This is a genomic window from Streptomyces ovatisporus, from assembly GCF_042653885.1.
GTDB classification, from domain to species: domain Bacteria; phylum Actinomycetota; class Actinomycetes; order Streptomycetales; family Streptomycetaceae; genus Streptomyces; species Streptomyces ovatisporus.
Genome location: NZ_JBHSFH010000017.1, coordinates 121,776 through 136,367, shown reverse-complemented (window position 1 = coordinate 136,367; position 14,592 = coordinate 121,776). Strand labels below are relative to the sequence as shown.

Below are 14,592 nucleotides of genomic sequence, written 5' to 3'. Positions count from 1 at the left end.
TGTCGCGGTCAAACTCCTGCGCGAGGACCTCGCCTCCGATCAGGACCTGGTGGAGCGGTTCGTCCGGGAGCGCAGTGCGCTGCTCTGCCTCGACCACCCCCGTGTGGTCGGCGTCCGGGACCTGGTCGTGGACGGCAACGACCTCGCGCTCGTCATGCAGTTGGTACGCGGCACGGACCTGCGCACGCGCCTGGAGCACGACCGCAGGCTCGCGCCGCAGGCCGCCGCGGCCATCGCCGCCGACGTCGCCGACGGACTCGCGGCGGCCCACGCGGCGGGCATCGTGCACCGGGACGTCAAGCCGGAGAACGTCCTGCTGGACGCGCTGGCACCGGCCGGTCCGGGCGGTGCGCCGCCCGCCCTGCTCACGGACTTCGGCGTCGCCAAGCTGATCGACTCACCCCGCACGACCCGGGCGACGTCGATCATCGGTACGCCCGACTATCTGGCGCCGGAGATCGTCGAGGGTCTGCCGCCCCGCGCCTCCGTGGACATATACGCCCTGGCCACTGTGCTCTACGAACTCCTCGCCGGCTTCACGCCGTTCGGCGGCGGACACCCGGGTGCGGTGCTGCGCCGGCACGTCACGGAGTCGGTGGCGCCGCTGCCCGGCATCCCCGACGAGCTGTGGCAGCTGATCCATCAGTGCCTCGCGAAGGCGCCCGCCTCCCGGCTCCGGGCCGAGGAGGTGGCGGCCGGGCTGCGCGAGCTGCTGCCGGACCTCGTGGATCTTCCGCCGCTGGACATCGACGAGCAGGCGGAGGAGGCCTACGAGCCCTACGACGGCCATGAGGACGGTGCCGAGGCCCCCTCCGGCGGTCACGCGCCGACGCTGCCCGACCACGAGCGGTATCCGCACGCGCCGGGCCACGGCCGCACCGCCACGGGCGGGAAACGCGGGGCCGTGCCACTGGTGCACGGCGGCGCCGGCCCCGACTCCAGCCGCGACACCCACACGAGCATGCGCGTGCCTGGAGCGGACGAGCTGGCGGGCGGTGCGCACGGCACAGCACGCGCTCCGCGCGCTGCGGGGACGCCCCGGGCGGGTTCCGCCCGTAACCGCGTCTCGGCAGCGGCTGCACGGCGCCGCAGGATCAAGCTGGGTGCGACGGCGACCGCGGTCGCCGTGGCGGCCGTGGTGGGCAGCTGGCTGGCGACGTCCGGCGACGACGGCGACACCACGCAGCCCGCGCCCGCGGTCGAGCAGCCTGAGGAGCCGTGACCGGGCCGGGCACCGGACGTGCACTGGGCGGATACCGGGGGAAAGCGGTCCCCGGGCGCCCCGGGCGGCGAACGCGGGGAACGGTCAGCCGTTAGGGTGGAGGTGTGGCAGCCCCCGATTTTTCCGAAGAGCTCAAGTCCCTCTCCTCCACCATGGAGTCGATCGAGGCAGTGATCGACCTCGACAGGATGAGGGCAGATATCGCGTCGCTCGAGGACCAGGCGGCGGCCCCCGATCTGTGGGACGACGTGGAGCGTGCGCAGCAGGTCACCAGCAGGTTGTCGTATCTGCAGGGACAGCTGCGCAGGGTCGAGGAGTTGCGCTCGCGCATCGACGACGTCGAGGTGCTCTTCGAACTCGCCGAGAGCGAGGACGACACCGACGCACGCACCGAGGCGCACGCCGAGCTGGAGTCGCTGCGCAAGGCTGTGGACGAGATGGAGGTCCGCACCCTGCTGTCCGGCGAGTACGACCCCCGTGAGGCGGTCGTCAGCGTGCGCGCGGAGGCCGGTGGCGTCGACGCGGCGGACTTCGCCGAGCAGTTGATGCGGATGTACCTGCGCTGGAGCGAACGCAAGGGCCATCCCACGGAGGTCTTCGACATCAGCTACGCGGAGGAGGCGGGCATCAAGTCCGCCACCTTCACCGTGAAGGCGCCGTACGCGTACGGCACTCTCTCCGTCGAGCAGGGCACCCACCGCATGGTGCGCATCTCCCCCTTCGACAACCAGGGGCGCCGTCAGACCTCGTTCGCCGGGGTCGAGGTGCTGCCGGTGGTGGAGCAGGTCGACCACATCGACATCCCCGAGAACGAATTGCGGATCGACGTGTTCCGCTCTTCCGGGCCTGGCGGTCAGTCGGTCAACACCACCGACTCCGCGGTCCGTATGACGCACATCCCGACCGGCATCGTCGTCTCCTGCCAGAACGAGAAGTCGCAGATCCAGAACCGCGCGGCCGCCATGCGCGTCATGCAGTCACGGCTGCTGGCCCACCGCCGGCAGGAGGAACAGGCGAAGATGGACGCGCTCAAGGGCGACGGCGGCAACTCGTGGGGCAGCCAGATGCGTTCGTACGTCCTGCACCCTTATCAAATGGTGAAGGACTTGCGGACGGAACATGAAGTCGGTAATCCCCAGGGCGTTCTCGACGGCGATATCGACGGCTTTCTCGAGGCGGGTATCCGCTGGCGCAAGCAGCAGGACAAGTAGCAGTCGAGGCGGAATCCCGCTCTTCCAGGTAACGATTTGAGCCCCATCGGCCGAACTGGCCGCTCTACATGGGCATTTCACACTGTCCTCGCTTGACGGAGGTGTGAAAACTGGGAAAGCTGTCCGCTCGGCATGCCTGTGTCAGGGGCGCGTGCGGGGGTGAGCGGACAAGTCCGTGTCCCTACTGAGGCTCCGCAGCCCGTCACACAGCTGCTCCACTGAAAAATGAAACTACTGGGGGTAGTTGGCCAATGATCAAATCGAAGACGCGGCTGCGTGTGGCGCGCGTTGCTGCCGGCGCAGTGTTCGCCGTCGGCGCCTCGCTCACGGCCGCGGGCGCCGCGGAGGCCGCGGACAGCGGTGAGTCTGCTGCCCAGCAGCAGGACGGCCTCATCGGCGGAATCCTCGGTGGCGTGATCGGCGGTGGCGACAGCGGCGGCGGCGGCGAGACCGACGGCGGTACGACCGGTGACACCACCACGGGCGGTGACACCGAGGGCACCGTCTCCGGCGGCGACGACACCGGTGGCGACACCGAGGGCACGGTGACCGGCGGCGAGACCGACGGCGGCGAGACCGACGGTGGCAGCACCGTGACCGGTGGCGACACCGGCGGTGAGACCGACGGTGGCAGCACTGTGACCGGCGGTGACACCGGCGGCGACACCGGTGGTGACACGGGCGGCGACACCGGTGGCGACACCGGTGGCGGCGAGGAGCCCGCCACCATCGGCGGTTCCGGCGGCGGCGACGACACCTGCGACCTGAACGACGACAGCGTCGACTGCGAGGGTGGCAACACCCAGCCGGACAGCGCGGACAGCCAGCCCGTCGAGCAGCAGCCGCAGGCCCCGAAGGAGGAGCTGGCAGACACCGGTTCCTCCGAGACGGCCTTCCTGCTGGTCGGTGCCGCGACGATGATCGCGGGAGGCGTCGCCTTCCGTGTGATGCCGCGCATGATCAACCGCCGTACGGCTGCCTGACATCCGTATGTGAGCGGTACGCCTCGGCGCGCGTGATCAGCGCACGCAGGCAGAGCGAGCAGAGCGAGGGGCCCGGAACGCAGCGCACAGTGCGCGGTTCCGGGCCCCTCGTCCGTTCGGGAGTGCGGGAAGACGGCTGCGGACCCGGCTCCCACCGCCCTCGGAGGCAGCGGCATCACCGGACGTGGCCGTCCCGTTACGCCACGGCCACCCGCTGTGCGAGAAACGCCACTGCGAGCAGGGCGAGAAGCAAGGTGAAGAGCGTCACCGGCGAGAGGTTGCCGAGGGGGGACTCCCGGTGCAGGCGTTCGCGGTGCGCACGGCAGACGGGGCAGCGCCCCTCGCTCACGGGGCCTGCGCAGTTGGCACACACCAGTCGGTCGCATGTCATGCGAGATCCTCCTCTGTCTGCCAACGACGCCCCGGAGGCATTGGTTCCCCGGCGGGGGTCCTCACTCCACTGTGCCAGGCTCCCCGCTCGGACGCAGAGGCTTCCGGGCGGAGAGCTCCCGGCCGGAGCGAGCGCCCCCTCTGTGAGGTTTGTACCTATAGGCAATGTGACCGAACCCACCAACAACGGACGCCCGCTGCGCACCGTCCGCCCGTTCGCGTAAGGTCACCACACTCCCCCAGCTAACGCTGGGAGGTGCCCCCACCCAGCTGACGCTGGGAGGTGCCCCCACCCAGCTGACGCTGGGAGGTGCCCCCAGGGAGCCGCACCGTGGCTCCCGCTGCCCCTACCCCAGGCCGACGTGGTGTATCCGTGATCCGATTCGACAGCGTCTCCAAGTCCTACCCCAAGCAGAACCGCCCGGCCCTCCACGACGTGTCGCTGGAGGTCGAGCGCGGTGAGTTCGTCTTCCTGGTGGGCTCGTCCGGTTCCGGCAAGTCCACCTTCCTGAGGCTGATCCTCCGCGAGGAGCGGGCCAGCCAGGGCCAGGTGCACGTCCTGGGCAAGGATCTCGCGCGGCTGTCCAACTGGAAGGTGCCGCAGATGCGCCGCCAGCTGGGCACGGTCTTCCAGGACTTCCGGCTGCTCGCCAACAAGACGGTCGGTGAGAACGTCGCCTTCGCGCTCGAAGTGATCGGCAAGTCCCGCGGCCAGATCCGCAAGACGGTCCCCGAGGTTCTCGACCTGGTCGGTCTGGGCGGCAAGGAGGAGCGCATGCCCGGTGAGCTCTCCGGCGGTGAGCAGCAGCGGGTGGCCATCGCCCGTGCCTTCGCGAACCGTCCGATGCTGCTGATCGCCGACGAGCCGACCGGCAACCTCGACCCGCAGACCTCCGTCGGAATCATGAAACTGCTGGACCGGATCAACCGGACCGGCACGACGGTCGTCATGGCCACGCACGACCAGCAGATCGTCGACCAGATGCGCAAGCGCGTCATCGAGCTGGAGCGCGGACGGCTCGTGCGTGACCAGTCGCGTGGCGTCTACGGCTATCAGCACTGAGCCGCGCACGGGCGGTTCCCGGTCCGGCCGCGGCGCCCGTGAGCAATCGGTCTGAGCAGTCTGAGCAGTTGAGACAGCAACACACTGAAAGGACGCCATGCGCGCCCAGTTCGTACTGTCGGAGATCAGCGTCGGTCTCCGCCGCAATCTCACGATGACCTTCGCGGTGATCGTGTCGGTCGCCTTGTCGCTGGCGCTCGCGGGCGGTTCCCTGCTCGCCCGCGAGCAGGTCAGCACGATGAAGGGCTACTGGTACGACAAGGTCCAGGTGTCGGTCTACCTCTGCAACGAGAACGACGCGGAGTCCGACCCCAACTGCGCCAAGGGCGCCGTCACCGCCGAGCAGAAGCAGCAGATCCGTACCGAGTTGGGGAAGCTGCGGGTCGTCGACAAGGTCTACCACGAGTCCGCCGACGAAGCGTTCAAGCACTACCAGGAGCAGTTCAAGGACTCCCCGCTGGCGGACTCACTCACCCCCGACCAGATGCAGGAGTCCTACCGGGTCAAGCTCAAGGACCCCACCAAGTACCGGGTCGTGCAGACCGCGTTCAGCGAAAGACCAGGAGTGCAGGAGGTCCAGGATCAGCGGAATCTGCTGGAGAACCTCTTCAACCTGCTCAACGGCATGAACATCGCCGCCCTGTTCGTGATGGGGCTGATGCTCGTCGTCGCGCTGCTGCTGATCGTCAACACGGTCAGGGTCTCCGCGTTCAGCCGGCGGCGGGAGACGGGGATCATGCGGCTCGTCGGGGCGTCCAGCTTCTACATCCAGATGCCGTTCATCCTCGAGGCCGCGATCGCGGGCCTGATCGGTGCGGGCTTCGCGTGCGTGCTCCTCCTCGGCGGCAAGTTCTTCCTCATCGACAGCTGGCTCGCCGACAAGATCGCGCTCATCAACTTCATCGGCTGGGACGCGGTGTTGAAGGTGCTGCCGCTGCTCATCGCCGTCGGTGTCCTCATGCCGGCCGTTGCAGCGTTCTTCACGCTGCGCAAGTACCTCAAGGTGTGACGCACGACGCGGGCGCCTTACGGCCAACGGCCCGTGGGGCGCCCGCTGTCTGGCTTAGACTCCGAATCATGTCGGACTCGTGGTATTCCAACCCATCCCCCGACAAACGCAGGGGGAGCCCCCGGCAATTGCGCCGAGGGGCGGGTCTGGCACTGGTTTTTGCGAGCGTCCTCGCGACGGGAGCGGCAACCGGTGCCTGGGGCGACGGCGTTCGGGCTCTCGCGGGCCCGACTGACAGCGCACCGGGCCCTGTTCCCGCAGGCGCGGACCTCGGCAGCACCGGAGGTCCCCAAGGAGCGCGCGGCAGAGCAGCCGGGGCGCACGACGACGGTCGCGCTCCCGGCGGAAGCCACGCGGAAGAGGCCGAGGAGCTGGTGAGCCGCAGCGGCGACCGTTGGTCCTCGGCCTACACGGCACGCGAGTACGAAGGTCTGAAGCAGACGCTGGACGGCGAATACGTCGGCGTCGGTCTCTCCGTTCAGCGCGAGCGCGACACGAAGGGGAGCTCCGTCGCCGTCGCCCGGGTGCTGCCCGGAAGCCCGGCCGACCGCGCGGACATCCGGCGAGGCGACCGGCTGGTCGCGATCGACGGCGAGGACGTCGGGGACCGCCCCGTCACGGACGTCGTGGCCCGGCTGCGGGGCTCCGCCGGACAGGGACGGTCGGCGAAGCCCGCAGCGCCCGGCAGCTCCGTCGAGCTCGAACTCGACCGCGACGGGCGGCACCGTACGGAGACCCTGAAACGCGACCGGCTGACAGCCGACGCCGTCACGGTCGGGCCCACGGACGGCGGCGCGACGCGGATCAAGGTCTCCTCCTTCACCAAGGGGTCCGCGCGGCAGATCCACCGGGCAGTGGCCGAGCGGGTGCCCGACGGCGGCGGCATACTGCTCGATCTGCGGGGCAACTCCGGCGGCCTCGTCAGCGAGGCGGTCGAAGCGGCCTCGGCGTTCCTCGACGGCGGCCTCGTCGCCACGTACGAGGAGAACGGCACGCAGCGGGCGCTGTACGCGGACGGAAACACGAGCAGCCATGGCCACGCCGTGCAGGTATCGACGGGCGGAGCGTCGGCGCACCCCCTGGTGGTGCTGGTGGACGGTGGCACGATGAGCGCGGCGGAGCTGCTCACGGGGGCACTCCAGGACCGGGGGCGGGCTGTCGTCGTCGGCTCGCGCACCTTCGGCAAGGGCTCGGTCCAGATGCCCCGCAAGCTCTCGGACGGCTCGGTCGCCGAGCTGACGGTCGGGCACTACGCGACACCTTCCGGCCGGACCCTGGACGGGGAGGGCATCACTCCGGATCTGTCCGTCGACGCCTCCGGGGACGCCCCGGAGCGGGCCCGCACAGTATTGAGTGGCCTGCAGACCCGTCCGTAGTGGAAGAATGGTCTGGCTATGGCGAAGAAGGACGACAAGAACAAGGGCAAGGGCAAGAAGGCCAAGGACGCACACGGCCGGCAGCTCATCGCGCAGAACAAGAAGGCGCGGCACGACTACCTCATCCTGGACACCTTCGAGTGCGGGATCGTCCTCACGGGCACGGAGGTCAAGTCGCTGCGGCAGGGCCGGGCCTCGCTCGTCGACGGCTTCGGCCAGATCGACGGCGGCGAGGTCTGGCTGCACAACGTGCACATCCCGGAGTACGCCCAGGGCACGTGGACCAACCACACGGCCCGTCGGAAGCGGAAGCTGCTGCTGCACCGCTACGAGATCGACAAGCTGATCGGGAAGACCCAGGAGACCGGCCACACCCTGGTGCCGCTGGTGCTGTACTTCCTGAACGGGCGGGCCAAGGTCGAGATCGCCCTCGCGAAGGGCAAGAAGGAGTACGACAAGCGCCAGACGCTGCGGGAGAAGCAGGACCGGCGTGAGTCGGACCGGGCGATGTCGGCAGCCCGCCGGCGACAGCGGGTGAAGGCCTGACCACGCCGGGCTGCGGCGGCCGTGGTGCGGTGCGGTGCGGTACGCCGTCGCGACGGCTCCACGAACCCCGCATCCCGGCGCTGGGGGCGCTCGCGGGAATACGGACCGGGCACTAACAGTTGGCACGGTCGTGGCCGGGTCACGTACCATGGTCAGCGGCGCGGCCCGAGAGGCAGCGCAGTTTGTCAACTCAACATGGGGATGATCGGTTTCGACAGCGGATGTCGAAGTAGGTGAAGCGAGCCGAGGAACGCGGCAATGATCTCGTTAACCATGTGCCGCAAAAAAATAATCGCCAATCAGAAGCGCGATTCCTTCGCCCTCGCTGCCTAAGCAGCGAGCGTGAAGTGTCAGCCCGGGTGCGTTCCCGCCCCGGATCCTGGCATCAGCTAGGGAACTCACCGCGTAGGCCCGGTCACGGGGCCTGCCGGGACATCAAACAGTGACTGGGCCCGTCGGAGACTTGTCCACGTGATCTCCGGGGCCGAGAAAATCGAAGTGGACTGCGCTCGGAGAAGCCCTGCTTCCCCTCCGTTGGACGCGGGTTCGATTCCCGCCATCTCCACGAGGTCGAGGGCGACGTGTGTCCGCGGAAAGCGCGGACCGGGTCGCCCTCTTCGTGTTTTGCGAGGCTTCGCCTCGCGGGGCGGGGGCTTCGCCACCCGCACCCCCCCCTGCGGGGGCTTCGCCCCCAGCGGCCCCGTTGTGGCGGGGGTTTGTTTCTTCGTGCGGCTTCTCTGCGGGGGCTTCGCCCCCTGCGGCCCCGTTGTGGCGGGGGTTTGTTTCTTCGTGCGGCTTCTCTGCGGGGGCTTCGCCCCCTGCGGTCCCGTTGTGGCTGGGGTTTGTTTCTTCGTGCGGCTTCCTGGGGCTGCGGTTCCGCGTGTGGTGGGGGCTTTCATCCGTCGTGCCTTGGGGCTGCGTTCGCTGCCGTCATTTCGGGCGGGGTTGTGCACATCCAACGGTCAACTGGTGTGCCGATGGGGGTGGTTGCTCCCGAGGCGGGAGGTTCGTCGCAGCGTGCGGCCTGGAAAGGGCGGAACTTCCTCTTCGGTGGTTCCGGCTTTCGTGCTGTGATGGGCACATGGAACGTACGGACAGCAACAACCAGCTCACCCTCCCGGCCGAGCTCTACCTCCTCGCCTGCGACCTGGAGACGGAGAAGCTCACGAAGCGGGACGTCATCGGGAACGTCCTCCGGGCTGCCGTGCTCGTCGAACTGACCGACCGCGGCTGCCTCACCGACGACGGCGGCAAGGCCCGTACGGTCGGCGACCGGCGTACCGGCGATCCCGTGCTCGACGACGCCCTGCGCGGCATATCGGCCGACAAGCCCCGCAAGTGGAAGGCCCAGGTGCAGCAGCACCGCAAGCAGGGGTTCCAGGCCGTGGAGCAGCAGCTCGAACGGGGGCGCCTCATCGGCATCGAGCGCCGGACCTGGCGGTACGACCGGATCGTGGTGAAGGACCAGGCCCTCGTGAAGCGGCTGCGCGCGGAGGTCGTCGAGACGCTGACGAGCGGGCGTCCCGTGGAGGACTACAGCACCCGCCAGGCCGCGCTGACCGCGCTCGCCGCCGTCGGCCAGTTCCCGACTGTCACCTCCGGCAAGGAGCGGCGCGAACACAAGAAGCGCATCAAGGCGCTGACGGAACGCGCCGGAGAGGCCGGCCCTGCGCTGAAGAAGGCGCTGGCCGACATGGACATCGCCACCGCCGTCGCGGTGGGCGCCGCCATCTCCGCAGGCCAGAACTGACCGCCGGGCGGAAGGAGCCGCATGGGCGACGAGCCCCGCGTACGGCCGTCCCCGCGTCCCGCCGACGTCGAGCCGCTGGGCCCTGATTCGCTGACCTGGAAGTACTTCGGCGACTGGCGCGGGGTGCTGCTCGCGCCCTGGGCCGGTGCGATGCAGAACATGCACCCCGGGCTGGGCGCCGGTGTCGCCGCACACTCGCGTTTCTTCGAGGAGCGGTGGCAGCGGCTCTTCCGTTCGCTCTATCCGATCGGCGGCGTCGTCTACGACGGTCCCGGAGCCGCGGAGACCGCACGGCAGGTACGCGGCTACCACAACACGATCAAGGGCGTCGACGACCGGGGGCGTTCGTACCACGCGCTCGATCCCGACACCTTCTACTGGGCGCACTCCACGTTCTTCATGCTGACGCTGCTCGTCGCCGACCGCTTCGGACCCGGCCTCGGCGAATCCGAGAAGCACCGGCTCTTCGACGAACACGTGACGTGGTGGCGGCTGTACGGGATGAGCATGCGACCGGTGCCGGAGAGCTGGCCGGACTTCCTCGCGTACTGGGACCGGATGGCGTCCGAAGTGCTGGAGGACAACCGGCCCACCCGCGAAGTGCTCGACATCCGCCACATCGCCAGGCCCCCCGCGCTGTCCTGGATGCCGCACGTGGTGTGGCGGGCGCTGCGCGGGCCGCAGGCACGATTCACCGTCTGGTTCACGGTCGGCCTCTTTCCGCCGGCGGTGCGGGAGCGGCTCGGCTACCGGTGGACCGTACGCGACGAGCGCCGGCTTCGGCGTATCGGCCGGGTCGTGCATCACGCGTGGCGGCTGGTGCCCTTCAGGTTCCGTTATCACCCGCGGGCCAGGGCGGGTTGGGAGCGCGAGGCGGGGCTGCGGGCAGCGGACGCGCCTCACGTGGAGTCCCCGGAAAGGAACTCACCGCTCCCGGACGAACAGGACTCGCCCAAGCACTATGTGCCGCCGACGGGTTGGGGGACGCGGTCGGTGCGGCCGGTGCGCCGCCAAAGGTAGGCCGCTCCCGTATTCCCGTGGCCCGGCTGCCCGTTGTTCTGCGGGCGGAGGGCGGGCGTACGAAGTCCGCGTCGCTTTCCGGGAGTCCGGGACTTCGTCTGCCGAACCCCTGCCGAACCCCTGTCGGGCGCCGGGCCGGAAGGGCGGTCCGGCGGTCAACGCTGCGACGGCACCGGGGAGGGCCGGGCAGGCCGCTCCGACCACTTGGACCGGAGGGCCGCGGAGGAGGCCGCGGCGGCGGCAAGGGCGGCTGCCGCGGGCGGTACCGTGAACGCCGCCTGTCCCGGAAGGTGTTCGGCCGCCCAGCCCGCGGCGGCCGAACCGCCGGCGATGCCGCTCAGCAGCGCGGTGACGGCCCAGGTCATGCCCTCGTTCAGACGCGCCGCAGGGACCGTCTCCTGGATGAGCGTCATGCCCGTCACCATCGCCGGGGCCGCCCCCATGCCCGCGACGAGCAGGGCTCCCGCGAGCAGCGGAAGGCTCCCGGCGCTCGCCGCGGCGAACGACACCAGCGCCAGGACGGCCATCACGCAGACACACAGCGCGAACCGCCGGATGAGCGGGCCCGACGGCGGCCGTACGGTACCGATGAGAAGCCCCGCCACCGCCGAGCCCGTGGCGTGGAAGGCGAGCACCACGCCTGCCGCCGCCTGCTGGCCGCGGCCGTCGGCGAAGGCGATCGTCGCGACCTCCATCGAACCGAACACCGCTCCGATGCACAGGAACGTGACCAACAGCGGGAGCAGGGCGCGCAGTCGGAGAGGCGAAGGCGGACCGGTGACGGCCCGCGCCTGCACCGGCGGTTCGGTGCCGCGCTGCCGCAGGAAGATCAGCATTCCCAGGAGCAGCAGCCCGGCTCCCGTCAACGTGCCCGATTCGGGGAAGAGTTGCGTGCACAGGACGGCGGCGAGCGGCGGCCCCGCCATGAAGCACAGCTCGTCGGCGGCCTGTTCGAAGGAGTTGGCGGTGTGCCGGGAAGTGGGGTCGCTGCGGCAGAGGTGCGCCCAGCGGGCCCTGGACATGCCGCCGGTGTTGGGGGTGGTCGCGGTCGCCGCGTACGAGGCGAACAAGGTCCAGTCGGGCGCCCCGAACCGTACGCACGCCGCGAGGGACACCGCGCCCGCAGCGGCGATCAGCGTCGCGGGCAGAGCGATTCGTGACTGCCCGTACCGGTCGACGAGCCGCGCCGTCAGCGGTCCCACCACGCCGGTGGCGGCCAGCCCCGCCGCACTGACGGCCCCTGCCAGCGCGTACGAACCACGGGTGCTCGCGATCATGATGACCGCGGAGACCGTGAGCATCCCCATGGGCAGCCGGGCGAGCATGCTTCCAGCAGTGAAGGCACGCGTCCCCGGCCCGGCGAACAACCGCTGATACGGGGCGATCCGGCTCCGCACCGGGCGTCGACGGAGAGCTGAGGAGCAGGGCATGCGGGCCAGCCTCCCCGTCCGGCAGGACATGCGGCCACCCGTTTTCGCGAGGCTCGGGCCACGTGCCGAGGGCCCGGGCTGCCCCCGGCTTACGGGGCGGCGGTCAGCCGCCGGTCTCCGCGATGAGGTGCCGCAGGTGTGTTTCGTACAGGGAGCGCAGATCGGTGCTCTCGGGGTCCAGCCGCCAGAGGATCAGTGCGCCTTCCTGGAACGCGAGCAGTTCGGCGGCTGCGGCGTCCGGGTCGGGGCAGTCGGTGATCTCGCCGCTGTCCACGCCGCTGCGCAGGACGTCGGCCATGGCCTGCCGCAGGAGTCGGCTGCGCTGCAGGAACCGGTTGCGTACCTCGTCGCCGGGGCCGGCGGGGAGGTGTTCGGCCTGCAGGGTGGCGTGCAGGGTGGAGAGGTGCATGTGGCGCTGAGTGTCCTCGGCGTCGTCGAGGAGGGCGTCGACGAGTCCGCGTACGCCCTTGCCCACGTGGCGCGAGAGCCGTGCTGCGGAGCGGGCGTCGTGCGCGTCGAGAACTGCCCGGAGCAGTCCTTCCTTGCTGCCGAAGTGATGAATGACCGCTGAGGGCGTGATGCCGGCCTGCTTCGCGATCACGGCCAGGCCGGTGCCCCGGTAGCCGTTCCGGCCGAAGAGCTCCGTCGCGGCATCGACGATCGAGCGACGGCGCTCCTCGCCGCGCTTCTGTACCTGTCCCTTGATCCCAGCGATGAATCCAGTCTATTGGGGCACGTGCGGACCGCTCCGTCATTACACTGAACGGTCATGCAGGAAAATAAGCTCGCCGTGCGTGCCACGGCCACAGTCGCCGCATCCGCGGAACGGGTATGGCAGGTCCTCACCGATCTGCGCAGCTACGAACAGTGGCACCCCAGCGTCGAACTGGTCGACGGTCCGCCCGCCGAGGAGATCACCCAGGGGACCGCTCTGCGTCTTCGGGCTGATCGCGGTACTCCCGCCGAGCGCGAATTCGACGTGACCGTCACCGAGATGACCGCGCCCGCTGTGCTCGCCTGGGAAGGCGGCGACGCCGAGCACTTCTTCGGGCGCCACCGCTTCACGCTCACTCAGGGAGCCGAGGGCACCGGATTCGTCGACGAGGAGACCTTCGAGGGTTCGATGGCCGAGGCGGTGCTCGCCGAGCACCGCTCGAACCTCGAAGCCGCCTACCAGGCCGCCGCCGATGCGCTGAAGCGAGTGGCCGAGAAGGAGCAGTAGCCGCCTCGTGCCGAGGCCGCCGGGCGGACGCGGCACAGGTTCGGCGGAAGCGCTGCTGCGCGGCGGCCGGACCTGTGCCGCGGGGCAGGTCCTCTCAGGCGCCGGCGGCGGCGAACGGGCCGCCCGTGCCGAAGGCCCGTTCCGCGAAGCGTTCGCCGATACGGCGGTGCGACGCGGCGTCCGGGTGGAGCCCGTCGGGCAGGGGCGACTCCTCGAAGTCCGCCTCGCCGTAGAGGTCGCGCCCGTCGAGGTGGTGCAGCCGGGGGTCGTCGGCGGCCCGCTGTTTCACGATGCGGGAGAGCTCGTCGCGGATGACGTTGAGCGTCAGTTTCCCGGCGGCGCGTTCCGCCGGGTCGCCCGTGGCCCGGAACCGCAGCCGCCCGGCACTGAGGGCGGTGAAGTCGAACGCGCCGGGACCGGGTGTGTCCTCGTGCATGGGGCACAGGACGGGCGAGACGACCAGCAGCGGCACCTCGGGGTGGCCGTCCCGGATGGTGTCGAGGAAGCCGTGCACGGCGGACGTGAAGGCCCGGAGCCGCATCACGTCGCCGTTGACCAGGTTGATGCCGATCTTGACGCTGATCAGGTCCGCAGGGGTGTCCCGCATGACGCGGGCGGTGAAGGCATCCAGCATGGCGCTGCCGCTCAGGCCCAGGTTGACGAGTTCCACGCCGCCGAGGGAGGCGGCCAGGGCGGGCCATGTCGTGCTGGGGCCGGCGGCGTCCGAACCGTGGCTGATCGAACTGCCGTGGTGCAGCCACACCTTGCGGCCACCGAGCGGGACGGGTTCGACGGGAGCGTCCGTGCGCAGTGCGACGAGCTGAGTCGTCTCGTTGTGCGGCAGCCAGATCTCGACGTTCTTCATGCGGCCGGCCAGACCGGGGAACCGGACAGTGCCGACCGGGCCCGGCCGGGTCTCCGTGGACCCGGTGGTGATGTCCACGGTCATGACGTTGCCGCCGGGTGCGCTCGCCCGCGCCGCGAAACTGCCGTCGACGAGCAGGTCGTACATGCCGTCGGGCCTGGGAGGGGCGCCCTGGTAGACCGTCTTGGTGGGGAGCGTGTCCAGTTCGACGGCGGTCGCCCGGGTGCGGAAGGCCAGTCGTACACCGGAGGGCTTGGCCTCCGCCGCGGCCAGCAGCGCGTCGTCGCACTGCGCCCGGGCGCGGGCCGGCAGGCGGTGAGGCAGCAGTCCGTGCTCGGTGCGTTCCAATTCGAGCGCGCCGCGCACCAGGTCCGCCGTGAGGGGTGTGGTGATCCAGCCCGCTGACTGGGGCGTCGTGGAGGGGCCGGGGCCGGGGAGTCCGTCGTACTGGCGCGTCATGACCTCAGCCTGACAACGGGGTTCCCGATCCGCACATGCTTTTCCT

General features: G+C 70.1%; 14 protein-coding genes and 1 other RNA gene. 11 read left to right on the top strand and 4 right to left on the bottom strand.

All coding sequences use genetic code 11. The features are described from left to right. The 3 genes from ACFPA8_RS26605 to ACFPA8_RS26595 all read left to right on the top strand — a co-directional run. A partial coding sequence (locus tag ACFPA8_RS26605) for a serine/threonine-protein kinase (RefSeq protein ID WP_386452591.1) occupies positions 1-1,222 on the top strand: 1,222 nt, incomplete at its 5' end. Between the two features lie 104 nt (positions 1,223-1,326). After that, complete coding sequence (gene prfB / locus ACFPA8_RS26600) at positions 1,327-2,433, top strand: peptide chain release factor 2 (protein ID WP_386452589.1); 1,107 nt, start codon at positions 1,327-1,329, stop codon at positions 2,431-2,433. Positions 2,434-2,684: 251 nt separating this feature from the next. Beyond that, a complete protein-coding gene (locus tag ACFPA8_RS26595; protein WP_386452588.1) occupies positions 2,685-3,416 on the top strand; it encodes an LPXTG cell wall anchor domain-containing protein in 732 nt (243 codons plus the stop codon). Between the two features lie 196 nt (positions 3,417-3,612). On the opposite strand, the gene ACFPA8_RS26590 is transcribed toward ACFPA8_RS26595, so the two are convergent. Further along, entirely contained in the window at positions 3,613-3,807 is a 195-nt protein-coding gene (locus tag ACFPA8_RS26590) for a hypothetical protein (protein WP_386452586.1), read from the bottom strand. Between the two features lie 372 nt (positions 3,808-4,179). On the opposite strand from ACFPA8_RS26590, the gene ftsE reads away from it, so the two are divergent. From ftsE to ACFPA8_RS26555, 7 genes are all read left to right on the top strand, one after another. Then, on the top strand, positions 4,180-4,869 hold the full coding sequence (gene ftsE / locus ACFPA8_RS26585) for a cell division ATP-binding protein FtsE (RefSeq protein ID WP_386452584.1): 690 nt from the start codon (positions 4,180-4,182) through the stop codon (positions 4,867-4,869). 97 nt (positions 4,870-4,966) lie between these two features. Further along, positions 4,967-5,878: a permease-like cell division protein FtsX gene (ftsX, locus tag ACFPA8_RS26580; protein ID WP_386452582.1), complete on the top strand. Its 912-nt coding sequence runs from the start codon at positions 4,967-4,969 to the stop codon at positions 5,876-5,878. A 374-nt stretch (positions 5,879-6,252) separates the two neighbouring features. After that, entirely contained in the window at positions 6,253-7,254 is a 1,002-nt protein-coding gene (locus tag ACFPA8_RS26575; RefSeq protein ID WP_386452580.1) for a S41 family peptidase, read from the top strand. An 18-nt stretch (positions 7,255-7,272) separates the two neighbouring features. Continuing rightward, a complete protein-coding gene (gene smpB, locus ACFPA8_RS26570) occupies positions 7,273-7,800 on the top strand; it encodes an SsrA-binding protein SmpB (RefSeq protein WP_386452578.1) in 528 nt (175 codons plus the stop codon). A 197-nt stretch (positions 7,801-7,997) separates the two neighbouring features. Beyond that, positions 7,998-8,368, top strand: a transfer-messenger RNA (tmRNA) gene (ssrA, locus tag ACFPA8_RS26565). Positions 8,369-8,881: 513 nt separating this feature from the next. Further along, positions 8,882-9,550, top strand: coding sequence for a GOLPH3/VPS74 family protein (locus tag ACFPA8_RS26560; RefSeq protein ID WP_386452577.1), 669 nt, complete (start codon positions 8,882-8,884; stop codon positions 9,548-9,550). Positions 9,551-9,571: 21 nt separating this feature from the next. Next, positions 9,572-10,570: an oxygenase MpaB family protein gene (locus ACFPA8_RS26555; RefSeq protein WP_386452575.1), complete on the top strand. Its 999-nt coding sequence runs from the start codon at positions 9,572-9,574 to the stop codon at positions 10,568-10,570. A 155-nt stretch (positions 10,571-10,725) separates the two neighbouring features. Here ACFPA8_RS26555 and ACFPA8_RS26550 read toward each other — a convergent pair whose 3' ends face one another. Together ACFPA8_RS26550 and ACFPA8_RS26545 are read right to left on the bottom strand one after the other, a co-directional pair. Beyond that, a complete protein-coding gene (locus ACFPA8_RS26550) occupies positions 10,726-12,000 on the bottom strand; it encodes an MFS transporter (RefSeq protein ID WP_386452573.1) in 1,275 nt (424 codons plus the stop codon). A 103-nt stretch (positions 12,001-12,103) separates the two neighbouring features. After that, entirely contained in the window at positions 12,104-12,661 is a 558-nt protein-coding gene (locus tag ACFPA8_RS26545) for a TetR/AcrR family transcriptional regulator (protein WP_386452655.1), read from the bottom strand. 108 nt (positions 12,662-12,769) lie between these two features. On the opposite strand from ACFPA8_RS26545, the gene ACFPA8_RS26540 reads away from it, so the two are divergent. Continuing rightward, complete coding sequence (locus ACFPA8_RS26540; protein WP_386452571.1) at positions 12,770-13,222, top strand: SRPBCC domain-containing protein; 453 nt, start codon at positions 12,770-12,772, stop codon at positions 13,220-13,222. A 94-nt stretch (positions 13,223-13,316) separates the two neighbouring features. Here ACFPA8_RS26540 and ACFPA8_RS26535 read toward each other — a convergent pair whose 3' ends face one another. After that, a complete protein-coding gene (locus tag ACFPA8_RS26535; protein ID WP_386452570.1) occupies positions 13,317-14,546 on the bottom strand; it encodes a GDSL-type esterase/lipase family protein in 1,230 nt (409 codons plus the stop codon). Positions 14,547-14,592: the final 46 nt, after the last annotated feature.

Bases quoted from the DNA above. Each gene is read 5' to 3' on its own strand.
- ACFPA8_RS26535 (WP_386452570.1), bottom strand. From the start codon at position 14,546: ATGACGCGCCAGTACGACGGACTCCCCGGCCCCGGCCCCTCCACGACG.
- ACFPA8_RS26560 (WP_386452577.1), top strand. From the start codon at position 8,882: ATGGAACGTACGGACAGCAACAACCAGCTCACCCTCCCGGCCGAGCTC.
- ACFPA8_RS26590 (WP_386452586.1), bottom strand. From the start codon at position 3,807: ATGACATGCGACCGACTGGTGTGTGCCAACTGCGCAGGCCCCGTGAGC.
- ftsX (WP_386452582.1), top strand. From the start codon at position 4,967: ATGCGCGCCCAGTTCGTACTGTCGGAGATCAGCGTCGGTCTCCGCCGC.
- ACFPA8_RS26595 (WP_386452588.1), top strand. From the start codon at position 2,685: ATGATCAAATCGAAGACGCGGCTGCGTGTGGCGCGCGTTGCTGCCGGC.
- ACFPA8_RS26550 (WP_386452573.1), bottom strand. From the start codon at position 12,000: ATGCCCTGCTCCTCAGCTCTCCGTCGACGCCCGGTGCGGAGCCGGATC.
- ACFPA8_RS26540 (WP_386452571.1), top strand. From the start codon at position 12,770: ATGCAGGAAAATAAGCTCGCCGTGCGTGCCACGGCCACAGTCGCCGCA.
- smpB (WP_386452578.1), top strand. From the start codon at position 7,273: ATGGCGAAGAAGGACGACAAGAACAAGGGCAAGGGCAAGAAGGCCAAG.
- ACFPA8_RS26555 (WP_386452575.1), top strand. From the start codon at position 9,572: ATGGGCGACGAGCCCCGCGTACGGCCGTCCCCGCGTCCCGCCGACGTC.